This is a genomic window from Actinoplanes sp. NPDC051411 (genome assembly GCF_040682075.1).
Lineage (GTDB): Bacteria > Actinomycetota > Actinomycetes > Mycobacteriales > Micromonosporaceae > Actinoplanes.
Genome location: NZ_JBFBAD010000071.1, coordinates 20203 through 34365, shown reverse-complemented (window position 1 = coordinate 34365; position 14163 = coordinate 20203). Strand labels below are relative to the sequence as shown.

Genomic DNA, 14163 nt, shown 5'->3' with positions numbered 1-14163 from the left:
GAAAATGTCGGTGGGCGCTGGCACAATCCGCCTCACGTTTCGGTGAGGGGAAAACGCGGATGGCTTGGGTGCCGGCGGGGGCCGACCATGAGATCAGTGTCGATCGCGGAAAGGTGGTGGCGCGCACCGCGCAGGGCCAACCGCTGCGGAGCGTGCCCAAGGCACTCAAGGAGCACGACGCGGTGGTCGGCCTCCGGCAGACGACCGAGTGGCTGCGCCGGCACGAGCAGTCCTGCCGGGCCGAGGTCGAGCGCTGGATGATCCGCTCGCTGCCGGTGCCGACCGCCGTCATCGCCCAGGTCTGGGCCGACGAGGCGTGGCGGGCGCTGCTGCGTGACGCGGTCGTCGTTCCGGTCGACGGGGACGCCTGTCCAGCCGGTCTCCTGCGCGATGCCGGCACGGCCACCGGCCTCGGCGTGGTCGACCTCGACGGCGAGTCGGCCCGCATCACCGCCGAGACGGTCGCCATTCCGCATCCGGTGCGCCTGCCCGACCTCGACGACCTGCGCGAGTTCGCCGGCGACCTCGGCGTCGAGCAGGGGCTGCTCCAGCTGTTCCGCGAGGTCTGGCACAAACCGCCGGAAGAGGAGGCACAGCGGGCCGAGCTCCGGCGCTACTCGGGGGCCCGGTTCGAGCAGCTGCGGCACGCGCAGTCCAGGGCGACCTCGGCGGGCTATCAGGTGCAGGGCGGCACGGTGGTGTGCCGGCTGTGGGAGGCCGGTTCCCCGATCGTCGCGTCGGTCTGGATCGGCGACGGTGATCCGGGCGTCGAGGGCGAGACCGGTGAGCTGACCTTCTCCGATGCGGGCGGCCAGTCGCTGGCCCCCGCCGCGGTGCCGGCGGTGGCCTGGTCCGAGGGGCTGCGCATGGCCGCGACCCTGCACGCGGCGGGGGTCGTGAAGTGAGCACGCTCATCGAGGCCGGCGCGATCCTTCCCGGGCCGCCCACGGCGGCCGACCTCGACACGGTGACCGCCCGGTCCTATCAGCACCCGGTGCTCGACGGCCGCACAGTGGTCCGGCTGATCGGCGGGACCGTCGGCCCGGCCGAAGACCTCTCGATGGAGTTCCTCGGCTTCGCACCGGCCGCCGAGCCGGTCGAGGTCGGGCACGCCCGCCGGCAGGCCCTCGGCTTCCCGGCCTGGGCGCTGGTGCACGACCCGGCCAACGGGCGGCACGCGCTGGCCCTGGTCAAAGAGATGGAGAAGCTGGCCCGGGTGGCGCGGCAGAAGCCGGGCAACGCCAAGGACGGCTACGACGCGCTGGCCGAGCGGCTCGGGGCGGCGGCGCCGCAGTTCCTGCCCACGTTCTGGGAGCAGGCCGGCCGGGCCTATCTGGCCGCCGGCAACCAGCGCATGGCCGGCACCTGCTTCACCGCCGCCCGGCGGGCCGAGGAGGTGCACGGGCTCACCGTCGACGAGGACCGGGTGCGCGACGTGCACCTCGAGTTCGCGTTCGCGGGCGCGCTGACCGCGGCCATGCTGACGGCTTATGCGCGCGGCGCGGCCGACCGGCGGCCGGCCCCCGAGGCGTACGCGTTGGTGAAGACGCTGGCCCTGCGCCGGGTGGCGGGCGGGTTGCCGCCGCACACCTCGATGGCGACCGACCTGGCCCGGCTGGCCAAGGCGGCCGGGCTCGACGCCGAGCGGGAGGCCGACGAGGTCGCCGGGCGGCTTCTGACCTATCCGGCGATGCTGCGGTCGCACCCGTCGGTCTGGAAGTCCTATCGCAAGGTGCTGGTGCGGCTCGGCAAACGCGACGGCGCCGTGCGGTCCCGTCTGCTCGAGGTTCTCCCGGAGCCACCCGGCTATGGCACCGACATGTCCGAGCAGTGGCTGGAGCTGCTCGACGCGGCCGGCGCCTTCTCCGACGAGGCGGCCTGGCCCGGCGGCTCGGCCGGGGCCTGGCTCCAGCGGTTTCTGCGCGCCCGGCGGGCGCCGCGCAGCGTCCGGCTTCTGCAACTGGTCGAACGCATGCTGCCCCGCCTGGCGGCCGAGGGCGGCGTCTTCGCCGGCGAACACCCGCGCTCGGTCAACCTCGACGTGCTCGACCTGTGCCGGGCGGCCGGCATACCGGTTCCCCTTCAACCGGTTCCCGACTGGTTCCACGTCGCCGGGTGGGCGCGGGACGGCAATCCGGGCCGCCGCGACCTGGCCGCGCTGGCCGCCGACCCGGCGCTGCGTCCCTATCTCGCGCGCGGCGTGCGGCACGCCGTCACCCAACTGCACGGCGACCGGTCGCTGACCGGCACGCCGCTGCCGTCGGCCACGCTGCGCGAGGCCTTCGGCGCGGCGGGCGTACGCGACGTGTTGAGCGAGTTGCTCGCCTCGGTGACCGCCCGGGCCGGCGACAGCACCGTCACCGACCTCGACGAAGACCTGAGTTTCCTGGCCGCGGTGTGGTCGCCGGAGGGGATGGCGTTCGCGCCCGACGGCTTCCGGCGGCTGACCTCGATCGACGTGGCGGCCGTGCTCGCCCGCACGCTGCGCGGCGGGCTCGGGGCCGAACTCGGCTGGCCGGCCTACGACCGGGTCACCGCCCAGCTCAAGAATGTCCGATTCGGAGTGTCGTGGCCGGAGCTGGTCGTGCACGACGAGCGGACCGCGTTCGTCATCCGGCCCGACGGCGAGATCACCGAGCACGTCTTCCGGCTTCCCCCGGCCGGCCATCCGAAGGCACCGACGTCCTACTCGACCACCGGCTGCCTCTACGCCGACGGCGAGCTGCTGGTGGTCTGGCGAAGCGAGGGCGGCACGGTCGGCTACTGGTCGTCCCGGCCCGGCGAACTGATCGAGGGCGACGGGCTCGACACCCTCGCCCAGGCGTCCGGAAATCGGCCTCCGCTGCCGGTGCCGGGCGGTGGTCTCACCACCGGCGACCGGCCGATCCACGCCGGGGATGCCGGCGTCCCGGGCGTGATGCACGAGCTGATCAGCGACGGACAGGCCTACTGGCGGCTGGAGTCCCCGCCCGGAATCGGGTCCGGCCACGACTGGCAGTGGCGGGAATTCGACCCGCGGACCGGTGCGGCCGGACGCCTCAGCCAACCGGCGTTCCTGGCCGCCGGCCCGTCCGAGGCACGCTGGTCCAGCCTGCGCCCGGCCCCGGCCGCGTTCTCCGAGTCGCCCCTGGGCTGGAAGGACGGCCTGGTCGGGTGGCGCGTGTCGGACGAGGACGCCGAGGGCGTGGACGGCCGGCGGGTGACCGTGCCGGGCACCGCGGGCCGGCACGAGGGATGGGCGCGGATCCCCCTCGGCGCGGTCTCGGTCCCGGGAGCCGACCGGCCGCTGCCGATCACGCACGGGCAGACCTATCCGGCCGTGAGCGTGGCCATCTGGACCCCCGACGGCCGGCACGCGCTGGGCCGCGAGGTGGTGCCGAGCTCGACCCTGCCGCCGCTGGACTGGTGGCACGCGCTGAAACCCCGCGACGAGAAGGGCTCCGCGGCTCTGCGCGGGCTTGACGACCGTACGGCCGAGGCCCTGCTCGACGTCTCGGTGAGCGGCACGGCCCAGGTGCGGGCGGCGGTCGAGGCCAACCTCGCGGCGCACCTGCCGGCGGTCACCGATCGCGCGCTGCTGACGCGTCTGGCCGACGTGGTCGCGCGGGCCGTGCGCCTGCGGCGGCGGCTCGCCTCGGTCTCCGAGCATCTCTCGGCGTCGATTCCGGAGCGGCCCGAGACCACGGTCGCCGACGACACGCTGCGCCGGGCCTGGGGAGGCTTGTGCGAGCCCCCGCGGACCTACTACTACGACGGATCGGGTTCCCGGGACGATCTGCTGCAGCAGGTGCGGGCGGTCGCCGCGCAGCTGCCGGACGTTCCCGCGGCCGCTCCGGTGTGGACGGTGCTGCTCGGCGGGCTCGGCGCGGTCGCGCTGCGGGCGGCGTCCCCCGTCACCGAGGAGGCCCATCGCACGGCGCTGTCCGCCTTCCTCGACACGGTCGCCGGCACGCCGCTGTCCGGGGACGGGCCGCCGGCGCGAGCGGTCGAGGTCAGCCAGTCGAGGATGGAAAGCGGCCGGCTCGAACGATTCGGCACCACCGTGGTCTTCCCGCCCAACGACCGATACCTGCACGGCGGGTCGTTCTGGACGCGGACGGCGATCCAGATCGGCTCGTTCGACCTGCCGAGCGGCATGACGCTGGTTTCCGAGACCCGGCCCAGCCCGCGCTGGCCCGGTGAGCGGCTGCGCCTCTTCACCCAGGTGCTCGCCGCGCGCGGCCCGGCGCCCTGGCGGCCCGAGGCGGCCGACGCGCTGGCCGCGGCGACCGGCATGACCCGGGCCGAGGCCGTCCTGTTGCTGGGCGGCCTGCCGGGGATCGCGGGGCGGGAGGCCAACTTCCTCACCCCGGCCCAGCGGGCGGCCCTCGGCATCAACGCCGCCCAGGCCAAGGTGGCCAAGGCGTCGCTGGCCAAGCTCGAGCCGTGGCAACGGATCGAACTGCTCGACGCGGCGATGCCGTCCGACCCGGCCGCCCTCTGGGAGCAGGGGCCCGACGTCGAGGCGGTCGCGGCGGCCTGGATCCGGTTGCGGGGCAAGCGCATCGCCGTACCGGAAGCACTGGTCGCCGACCTCGCCCGGGTGATCGACAAGTCGCTCGCGGCCAGTGTGCTCCAGGCGATCGCCGCGCCGGCCGACGGCGACTGGCTCAGCACCGACGGACGCACCGAGGTCAAGAACTACCACCTGCGGACCACGGCCGACTCCGGGCAGCCGTTCGAGGGGCGGCACCTGGCCGCCGTGGCCGAGGCACTGCCCTGGCTCGGCTACCACCTGCGGTGGGGCGACCCGCTCCGGGCGGCGCTTCCGTCAGCGCTCCGGCTGGTCCGCGAGCGTCTGGCCAATCCGGCACTCATGGTCGGCCAGGGAAATCACCGGGCAGGCGATCGTCCCGACCTCGGACCGGCTCTGGTCGACGGCCACCGGTGGAGCGACCACGTCTACCACCACCTGGTTCCGGCGCATCTGTCCGGGCCCGACGACCCGGCGCTCGGTTTCATCGACGAGGCGACGGCCGACAACCTGCGGGTCGTGCTGTCCGATTGGATCGACGCGGTGGTGTCGGCGCCTTCCGGCTCGACCGGCTCCCCGCATGATCCCGGTGTGAGCGCACCGGCCCTGATCCCTTCCGTCGCTTCGAGGTTCGGCCTGTCCCTCGACGCCGCCGCCTACTACCTCCAGGTGCTCGCGCTGCCCGATCCGACCGACAAGGCGGTCCAGGGCTGGAACGGGTGGAAACCGGCCCGGCTCAAGGCGGCCCAGCAGGAACTGGTCGCGGCCAAGCTGCTCGTGGCGGCCAAGCGCGAACGAGCCGGTCGCGGGGTGTTCCTGCCCGGCGGATGGCAACCCGACCGCGCACCCCGGCTGCCGATGGAGACCTGGAAACAACCGCTCTATCCGGGCCGGCGCGTGACCCGCTCCCTGCCCGAGCTGTTCGCGGCGGCGTGGGCCCGCATCGTCGAGGGCGATGTGCCGCGCTACCGCGATCTGGAGGAGAAGCCGTGACCGTCGCCCCCCGTCAGATCGATCCACCCGAACACCGGTTCGCCGACGAGCTTGCCTTCCTGGCCGCCGCCGACCCGGGGCCCCGGCCGCCCGGCTGGCTGATGACACCGCGGGCCGTGGTGACGTTCATCGCCGGCGGTTCGGTCGAGGGCCGCGTCATCGAACCGAAGTTCATCGGCGACCGGGCCCTGGTCGAGCGCTGCGTGGTCACGCTGGCCGGCGAACGGGGCCTGCTGCTGGTCGGCGAGCCGGGCACGGCCAAGTCGATGCTCTCCGAACTGCTGTCGGCGGCAATCTGCGGCACCAGCGCGCTGGCCGTCCAAGGTACCGCCGGCACCACCGAGGACCAGCTGCGCTACGGCTGGAACTACGCGCTGCTGCTGGCCTCGGGCCCGTCGCCGGACTCCCTGGTGGCGTCCCCGATCCTGACCGCCATGACAACCGGGGCGGTCGCCCGGGTCGAGGAGATCACCCGCTGCCTGCCCGAGATCCAGGACGCGCTGGTCTCGATCATGTCGGAGCGGCGGATCAGCGTGCCCGAGCTGGCCGGGCAGGAGGGTGCGGTGCGGTACGCCACGCCCGGGTTCTGCCTGATCGCGACGGCCAACCTGCGCGACCGCGGGGTGTCCGAGATGTCGGCGGCGCTCAAGCGGCGGTTCAACTTCGAGGTCGTACCGCCGATCGCCGACCTCGACGCCGAGGTCGCGCTGGTCACCCGGCAGGCCCGGGCCGCGGTCGAACGCGGAGGGGCCACGTTCGCGGTCGACGAGGCGGTGATCGACACGCTGGTGACCGCGTTCCGCGACCTGCGGACGGGAGTGAGCGCCGAAGGCTGGGAGGTGGAGCGGCCGTCGTCGGTGATGAGCACCGCCGAGGCGGTCGCGGTCGGTGCCTCGATCGGGCTGGCCGCGGCCTACCTGCCCGGCCCCGACCCGCTGTCACTGCTGCCGGGGCACCTGCTCGGGGTCGTACGCAAGGACGACCCGGCCGATGCGGCCCGCCTGCTCGCCTATTGGGACGGCGCGTTGCGACGCCGGGCCGAAGCGGGCTCGCGCATGTGGCGGCAGCTGTGGGAGCAGCGGGACGTGCTGCGTGACTGATCCCCGGGCAGCGGTCGAACGGCTGGCCTCCGATGATCGGGTGCAGCTGATCGGCGTACGGCATCATTCGCCGACGCTGGCGGCGGCCGTGCCGGCGCTGCTCGACGCTTTCGCCCCGGCGACGCTGCTGGTGGAGCTGCCGCCGGAGATGCAGCCGTGGTGGCGCTGGCTGGCCGACCCGGCGACGGTCGCGCCGGTGGCTCTGGCCGCGGCCTCCCCGGAAGGTTCTCTGGCGTTCTATCCGTTCGCCGACTTCAGCCCCGAGCTGGCGGCACTCCGCTGGGCTCTCCGGCGGGATGTGCCGGTGATCTGCTGCGACCTGCCGCTGGGCCGGGTCGCACGCCGGTCGCCCGACACGCCGGCCCTTTACGGGCGCATCGCGGCCGGCCTGTCCGGGCGCGCGGGCGACGACCTCTGGGACCGCTGGATCGAGGCGACCGCACCCGGCAGCCCGCCGGATGCGGTCCGGCGGGCGGCGCTGGCGGCCGGGTGGGCACTGCGACAGGGCGAGGTCGACCCGCTCGACCTGCGGCGCGAGGCCTGGATGCGGGGACGGCTGGCGGCCACCGAGGGCCGGGTGTCGGTCGTGGTCGGCGCGTTCCACGCTCCCGTCCTGCTGGACGGCCCGGTCCTGTCGGAAGGTGCCGCCTCCGACGCGGTGATCTCCCTCGTGCCCTATACGTTCGACCTGCTCGACGCCCGGTCGGGTTATCCGGCCGGCATCCGCGATCCGCGCTGGCAACAGGCGGTGCACGACTGCGGCGCCGACCCGGCGCGAATGCAGCGGGCCGCCGACCGGTTCGCCGTCGAGGTCACCCGCGAGCTGCGGGCCCAGGGCCAGCCGGCCGGACCGGGCGAGGCGGCCGAGGTGGCGCGGCTCGCCTCCGACCTGGCCCGGCTGCGTTCGCTGCCCGCGCCGGGCCGGGGCGAACTGGTCGAGGCACTGCAGACGGTGCTGGCCCAGGGCGCGCCGGTGGGACGCGGGCGCGGCGTCGCCCGGGCCATGGAGACCGTCCTCATAGGACGGAGCCGGGGGCGGCTCCCGGCCGGGGCGCCGGTGAGCGGGCTACGCCCGGCGGTCGAGGCCGAAATCGCGCGGCTCAAGCTGCCGGGGCCGGGAGCTCCCGCCCGCGTGATGCGGCTCGACCCGCTCCGGTCACCGACCGACCACGCCCGATCGCTGGCGATCCGGCGGCTCAACGCCTGCGGCGCCGCGTACGGCAGCCCGGGCACGGCCGGGCCGGCGCCGGGCGGCGAGGCGCTGACCACGTCGTGGCGACTCGAATGGACGCCGACGACCGACGCCGGACTCGCGGTGGCCGGCCCGCACGGGGTCACGCTGGCGCAGGCGGCCGAGGGTTTGCTCGGGGCCCGGCGGCGCCGCGAGCAACAGGCCGGCGGGCCGACCGCCGAGCAGGCGCTGGCGGGACTCGCCGACGCGGCCGGCTGCTCGTTGCCGGGGCTGGTGGGTTTGCGGCTCGCCGACGTGCGGCAGGCGGTCGGCCACGGCGGCGACATCTCGCAGATCCTGGCCGCGCTGCGGCTGCTGCGCCGCATTGCCGGCGACGCCGCCGCCGGGCGGCCCGACGGGACGGCACGGTCGGCCGAGAGTGACGCGGCGCAGTCTTCCTTGATTGACGGGGTGCGGGATGACCTGCACGCGGCCGCGGTCGGTGCGGTCGGCGGGCTGGCCGGGTCGAACCGGGTCGAGGACGCGCGGGCGCTGCACGACCTGGTCCGGGAGGCCGACGACGCCGGGCGGGCGCTCCGGCTCGAACAGGCCATCCGGACCCTGGCCCGAGACGGGTCACCGCTGATGCGTGGGGCGGCGTCCGCAGTCGGCGTGCTGCTGGGCCACGAGGAGCCGGCGCCGTTCGGACGGCGGCTCGCCTCCTGGGCCGACCTGCCCGACGCCGGGGCGACCGACCGGCTGCGGGGGGCGCTGAGCGCGGCCGGCGGCCTCCTGCAGTCCGGCGGCGAGGCCCTCGAACCGCTGCTGAACGCCGTCGACCGGATGCCGGACGACGACTTCGTCCGGCGGCTGCCGGCGCTGCGGGGCGGCTTCGACGCCCTCAGCCCGGCCGACCGCGACCGGCTGCTCAGCACAATCGCCGACCGCCACGGCACGGTGCAGGAACATCTGCCGACCGACCCCACCACGGCCGCCGACTGGGTCCGCGCCGACCGGGCGGGGTTGGCGGCGCTACGCGCACTTGGCCTCGACTTCGCCGCCACCGACGCCCCGGGCCAAACCACCGACGCCGCAACGAGCCGGCTTCCCGGCAGCGCTGTGGGGGCGATCTTGCCGACTCAGCGGTGGCGGCTGCTGCTCGGGCGGGAGAAGGAGCAACTGCCGGCCGGGCAGCGGCGGCTGGCGACGGCACTCGACGAGCTCTACGGGGCCGGGCGGGGCGAGGGCGCCTACGCCGTCGGCGGCGGACGCGGTGGGCGGGAACCGGCGTACCCGGAGATCCGGGACTGGCTCGACGATCTCGAGGCGCTGTTCGGCTCCGGCGTACGGGATGAGGTTGTCGCCCGCGCGGCCGAGCGCGGCCGTCTCGACGCCGTGACCGCGGTCGACCCGGCGCGGGTGCGGCCGTCGATCGACCTGCTGCATGCGGTGTTGTCGCTGGCCGGCGGCTTGCCGGAGGGGCGCCTGGCGAAGCTGCGGCCGCTCGTGGCCCGGCTGACCGCCGAGCTCACCGCGCAGCTGGCCCGCCGGATCCGGCCCGCGCTGACCGGCCTCGGCACGCCGAGGCCGACCCGGCGGCCCACCGGGCGGCTCGATCTGGCCGGCACGGTGCGGCAAAACCTTCATACCGTACGCGTCGACCACTCCGGCCGGCCCCGCATCGTGCCCGAGCGGCCGGTGTTCCGCAGTCCCGGCCGGCGAAGCGTCGACTGGCAGGTCATTCTGCTCGTCGACGTGTCCGGTTCGATGGAGGTGTCGACGATCTGGGCCGCGCTGACCGCGTCGGTGCTGGCCGGAGTGCCCGCCTTGCGGACGCACTTCGTCACCTTCTCGACCGAGGTCGTCGACCTCACCGACCGGGTAACCGATCCGCTGTCGCTGCTGCTGGAGATCCGCGTCGGCGGCGGCACCCACATCGCGGCCGGGCTGCGCTACGCCCGCCAGATCACCACCGTCCCGGCCCGCACGCTGGTCGTCGTGATCAGCGACTTCGAGGAGGGCTACCCGATCGGTGACCTGTTGACGGCCGTACGCACCACAGTGGACGACGGCACCACCCTGCTCGGTTGCGCCAGCCTCGACGATCGGGGCCGGGCCCGATACAGCGCCGGGATCGCGCAGCAACTGGTCGCGGCCGGCATGCCGGTCGCGGCCTTGAGCCCGACCGAGTTGGCCCGCTGGATCGGAGAACAGGTCCGATGAGCCTTCCTCCGGTCGCGGCCGACGTCACCGCCGAAGCGGTGGCCGCGCTGCCGGCCCGGCTGCGCGGGCGGCTCGACGCGGCGGTCGAACAGGCCCGGGCCTGGGCCGTCGACCGCTCCGGCAACGTGGTCACGGTGCGCCCGGACGACCAGGTGGCGGTTACGCTGACGCTCCCGGTGGTCCAGGCCGGGAACGCCGTCTGCAGTTGCCTTCTGGCCCCGCGCTGCCTACATCGCGCAGCCGTCCTCAGCGCCGCCCCGATCCTCAAGGATGCGCCCGACCCAGCCGGCGACCGGGACGACGACCCAGCCCTCGACAGCCCAGCCCCCGACAGCCCAGCCTCCGACAGCCCAACCCCCAACAGCCCAGCCTCCGACAGCCCAGCCCCCGGCGGGCCAGCCCCCGGCGGGCCAGCCCCCAACCCGACCGACGGCCCAACCGCCGACCCGGCCGACGACTCCGCGGCCGTCCCGAATGGGGCGTCTGCGCCGAGCGCCGCGACGTCGCCCGCCGCCGGGCTCCGATCTCATGTGGAGAGTCGCGTCGGTGAGGCGCAGATGGAGGCGGAAAACCGCGCCGACAAGGCACGAGCCAAGCGGCAGAACCGCGCCGTTGAGGCGCAGGCGGAGGCGGAAAACCGCGCCAACAAGGCGCAAGCCAAGCGGCAGAACCGCGCCAACGAGGCCCCCGTCAACCAGGCACGAGCAAAGGCGGAAAACGGCGTCAGCGAGGCGCAGGTGGCGGCGGCCGAACTGCTCTGGGGCGCCGCGGCCCGGCTGCTCGGGGTAGGGGTTCCGGGTGGCGGCGCGGTGGCGCAGGCCGACCTGCTGCGGGCTGGTCACGAGGCGCGGGCGGTGGGTTTGCACGCGGCTTCGGCGGCGGCGATCAGGGTTGTCGAGCTGCTGCGGGCGCTCCGGCGGGAGGAGCCGGGCGCCCGCCTGGGCGAGCTCACCGACGACCTGCGGGAGCTGCTCACCACCTGCCATCGGCTGGCCGGGCGGGATGCGGCCGCGATCGGGGTGGCGCGGCGCGGGTACGCCCCGGTGGGGGACCTCCGGCTCTACGGGTTGTTCTGCGAGCCGGTGCAGGCGGCTACCGGGCATGCCGGGGCGGTCACCTATCTGGCCGACGAGCGCGGGCGGATCTGGACGGTCTCCGACGTAAAACCGGCCGATCCCCCGGTCGCCAGGGGCGCGACCCGGGCGTCCGTGCAGCTGGGTGAGGTGCGGCTCAGCCATCACGACCTGGCGCGGGCCGGGCTACGGGCGATCAACGCGCACGCCTCGGACGCCGGGCGGCTCAGTCATGGCCGGGCCCGTCAGGCGGTCGCCGCGGAGGGGGCCGGCTGGTTCGAGGCGCCGCTCGACGCGCTCTGGCAGGTGGATCCGGCCGACCAGGTCGAGCGCTGGCTGGCCACCGCCCAACGGCCGCATCGCGATCGAAGAGCTGGCGGTCCCGCTGCGGCCCACGACCTGGCTTTCCTCGACGGCACGATCGCCGGCCTCGGCCACGACGGGCTGAGACTCCACCAGTCGAGCCCCGACCGGCCCGGGGGTGTCGTCACGGTCACGCCGCCGATCGAGGATCCGGCTTTTCCGTACGTCACGAACCTGCGCCTGCTCGCGGAATACGCCCGCGGCCACCGCGTGCGCCTGGTCGGCCGCTTCACCGGGCCGCGCCAGGTCGCCGCCCTGGCGATCGCCGCCCCGTGGTTGCGTGACCACCACGTCGATCTGGGTGCCCAGACCCTCACCCGCGCCGACCTGCCCGGCGCCCGGACGACGGATGTCACCGAGCCGCCGATGCCGCCCTCTCCCCCGCTTCACCTGCTGCGCCACCTGCTCGAACGTGTGGTGGCGACCGGCCGGCCCGCGCTCCTGTCGGGCACTGCCGACGATGCACGGGTGCTCGCCTCGGCTCAGCTTGGTGCGGCCGCCGCCCTGGTCACCGGGCTCGGCGCGGCCGGCGTCCGGCGGACGCGGGACGTGTTCGGCCGGCTCGACCCGCACGACCCGGGCCGGCTCGCGCTGGCCTGGCTGGCCGCCGCTATCTACGAGCGAGGCGCCACCGGCGAGGTGACTCGGACGGCCTGGCGCCGGCCACGGCCAGGATCGCCCCCGGGAGCATGAGCGCCGCCCCGGCGAGTTGGGTGGCGGTGAAGGATTCGTGGAGCAGCAGGGCCGAGCAGGTGACGCCGAAGAGCGGGACGGTGAACATCATGATGGTCGCGGTGGACGGGCTCACCTTGGCCAGGCCGCGGTAGTAGAGGAGGTAGGCGAGCGCGGTCGGTCCGGCGGCCAGGTAGGCGAGCGCGGCCCACGCCGTACCGGAAACCGCGCCCCAATGGGCGGCCGGGAGTGCCGGCACCGCCGGGATGAGCAGGGCGATCGCGCCGACCCCGGTGGCGATCGTGGTGGCGCGCAACGGGTCCACGCCGGCCAGGACGCGTTTCGACGTGATGCTGTATGCCGCCCACGCGCCCGCGCCGAGCAGGAAGAGCAGGTCGCCCAGCAGGCGCGGGCCGCCGAGGCGGGCGCCGGTGAAGAAGACCACCGCGCCGGTGAGCCCGAAAAGCAGGCCGGCGATGCGGAACGGCGTGGTGCGTTCGGGCCGGGCGAGGACGACCAGGATCGGGCTCATGACCGGCACGATGACGCTGCCGTCGATCGAGGGGGCCAGTGACAGCGCCCAGAAGAAGAACACGTTGTAGGCGAAGACGCCGAGCAGTCCGACCAGGCCGCACCGGATGATCTGGGCGCGGGTCAGCCGGGCGCCCCGCCGGCGGGCGAAGACGACCGTGAGCAGGATGAGGGCGGCACCTCCGAAGCGGAGTACGGCCGCGACCTGGTGCGGAAGCTGTTCGACCACCACCTTCGAGCCGGCGAACGCGCTGCCGAAGAGGGCCATCGTGACGAGAAGCGAAGGGTTCACGGGTGCATCCGGGCGCCCTTGAGAACCTTGTCGACGGCGTTCTTCGGGCCGTGGACGGCCAGCCCGACCAGGTCGAGTTTCTCGGTCGCCACGGCGCGTACGGCGGCCCGGTTGTCGTGGTCGTTGCCGGTGGCGAACAGGTCGGCGGTGAAGATCGCGGTCGGCAGATGCCGGGCGACGGCCCGGGAGTGGGCGGCCTGAAGTACCGCGGAGGCGCCCTCGAAGACCAGCACCGGCTGGCCGAACATGGCGAGGTAGCGCACGCCGCTGCCGTCCTCGTAGGGCGCGCCGACGAGCGCGGGCTGGGCCGAGCCCAGGCCACTGACCAGGAAGGCGGTGACGTTCAGGCGTTGCCAGGTCAGCAGATCGTCACGGAGCAGGACGGCGATCTTGGTGTCGAATTCCATGGGACCGACGATCCGCCGGGAAGGGGCGCCGGGTCTTGTACGAAGTTGACGCGAACGCGCCCGGGCTGACGCCGAGGATCCGCTTGAAGTGGCGGGCCAGGTGCGGCTGGTCGTAGAAGCCGCTGCTGCGGGCGACCGAGCTCAGCGGCTCCCCGGAGAGGATCAGCCGGCGCGCCTCGTCGACCCGGCGTGATGTCAGATATTGGTGGGGCGACATGCCGAATTCGCGGCTGAACGCCCGCACCAGGTGCGACGGGTTGAAGTGCAGCACGCGCCCGGCCTCGTAGAGCGACACCCCGTCGAGAATGTGCGCCTCGAGCAGGTCGCGCAGCAGGTAGGCCGCCGTCTGATCGCCGGCGAAGGGACGCACCTGGTCGCCCAGGTGCGCCCGCACGCCGTCGGTGAGCAGCGCGAGCAGCGACTCGGCCCGCAACAGCTCGAGGGGCTGCCGGAGCACCCCGTGCAGGGCCGAGATCGTCTGCCGCAGGGACCGGTCGGGGAAGCACGGCCCGTCGACCGCCCGGCCGATCAGACTGCCCGACAGATGCCCGCTTTCCAGGTAGATGACCCGCTTGCGGAAGCCACCCGGCGTGGCCGGGGCACCGTCGTGCGGCACGTGAGGCGGCAGGATCGTGACCAGGTCCCGCGAGGCGAAACGCTCGTGGTGATGCAGGTCGTAGCGGACCGCGCCGTCGTCGACGATCAGCAGCGTCCACGTGTCGTGGGCGTGCATCGGGTACGCATGATCGGTGAAGTGGGCGTGCAGCACCTCGGCCACTCCGGGCAGCGAGGGCCGCCACGCCTGCATCTCCGGAGCGGTCATGC

General features: G+C 74.4%; 8 protein-coding genes. 5 read left to right on the top strand and 3 right to left on the bottom strand.

Translation table 11 applies throughout. The annotated features are described in order from the left end of the window. Positions 1 to 59 precede the first annotated feature (59 nt). Genes AB0M88_RS32905 through AB0M88_RS32885 form a run of 5 tightly spaced genes read left to right on the top strand, consistent with a single transcriptional unit; the run spans position 60 to position 12129 of the window. On the top strand, positions 60 to 905 hold the full coding sequence (locus tag AB0M88_RS32905) for a DUF4132 domain-containing protein (protein WP_364109301.1): 846 nt from the start codon (positions 60 to 62) through the stop codon (positions 903 to 905). Next, complete coding sequence (locus AB0M88_RS32900) at positions 902 to 5506, top strand: hypothetical protein (protein WP_364109299.1); 4605 nt, start codon at positions 902 to 904, stop codon at positions 5504 to 5506. The genes AB0M88_RS32905 and AB0M88_RS32900 overlap by 4 nt, the downstream gene beginning before the upstream one ends. Then, complete coding sequence (locus tag AB0M88_RS32895) at positions 5503 to 6606, top strand: AAA family ATPase (protein WP_364109296.1); 1104 nt, start codon at positions 5503 to 5505, stop codon at positions 6604 to 6606. The genes AB0M88_RS32900 and AB0M88_RS32895 overlap by 4 nt, the downstream gene beginning before the upstream one ends. Further along, a complete protein-coding gene (locus AB0M88_RS32890; RefSeq protein ID WP_364109294.1) occupies positions 6599 to 10000 on the top strand; it encodes a DUF5682 family protein in 3402 nt (1133 codons plus the stop codon). Before AB0M88_RS32895 ends, AB0M88_RS32890 begins: the two co-directional genes overlap by 8 nt. Next, a complete protein-coding gene (locus AB0M88_RS32885) occupies positions 9997 to 12129 on the top strand; it encodes a hypothetical protein (protein ID WP_364109291.1) in 2133 nt (710 codons plus the stop codon). The genes AB0M88_RS32890 and AB0M88_RS32885 overlap by 4 nt, the downstream gene beginning before the upstream one ends. Here the strand turns inward: AB0M88_RS32885 and AB0M88_RS32880 are convergent. The 3 genes from AB0M88_RS32880 to AB0M88_RS32870 are packed head-to-tail and all read right to left on the bottom strand — an operon-like array spanning position 12047 to position 14161. Further along, the gene (locus AB0M88_RS32880; protein WP_364109289.1) at positions 12047 to 12931 is read right to left on the bottom strand and encodes a DMT family transporter; all 885 of its coding nucleotides are present in this window, start codon (positions 12929 to 12931) and stop codon (positions 12047 to 12049) included. The two genes, AB0M88_RS32885 and AB0M88_RS32880, sit on opposite strands and share 83 nt — an antisense overlap. Then, positions 12928 to 13338 carry a DUF2000 domain-containing protein gene (locus tag AB0M88_RS32875; RefSeq protein WP_364109287.1) on the bottom strand — a complete coding sequence of 137 codons (411 nt, stop codon included), beginning with the start codon at positions 13336 to 13338 and terminating at the stop codon, positions 12928 to 12930. The genes AB0M88_RS32880 and AB0M88_RS32875 overlap by 4 nt, the downstream gene beginning before the upstream one ends. Further along, the gene (locus tag AB0M88_RS32870; RefSeq protein WP_364109284.1) at positions 13301 to 14161 is read right to left on the bottom strand and encodes an AraC family transcriptional regulator; all 861 of its coding nucleotides are present in this window, start codon (positions 14159 to 14161) and stop codon (positions 13301 to 13303) included. Before AB0M88_RS32870 ends, AB0M88_RS32875 begins: the two co-directional genes overlap by 38 nt. Positions 14162 to 14163 lie beyond the last annotated feature (2 nt).

Coding starts and splice junctions, on each gene's coding strand:
- AB0M88_RS32905 (WP_364109301.1), top strand. CDS start 60: ATGGCTTGGGTGCCGGCGGGGGCCGACCATGAGATCAGTGTCGATCGC.
- AB0M88_RS32885 (WP_364109291.1), top strand. CDS start 9,997: ATGAGCCTTCCTCCGGTCGCGGCCGACGTCACCGCCGAAGCGGTGGCC.
- AB0M88_RS32875 (WP_364109287.1), bottom strand. CDS start 13,338: ATGGAATTCGACACCAAGATCGCCGTCCTGCTCCGTGACGATCTGCTG.
- AB0M88_RS32870 (WP_364109284.1), bottom strand. CDS start 14,161: ATGACCGCTCCGGAGATGCAGGCGTGGCGGCCCTCGCTGCCCGGAGTG.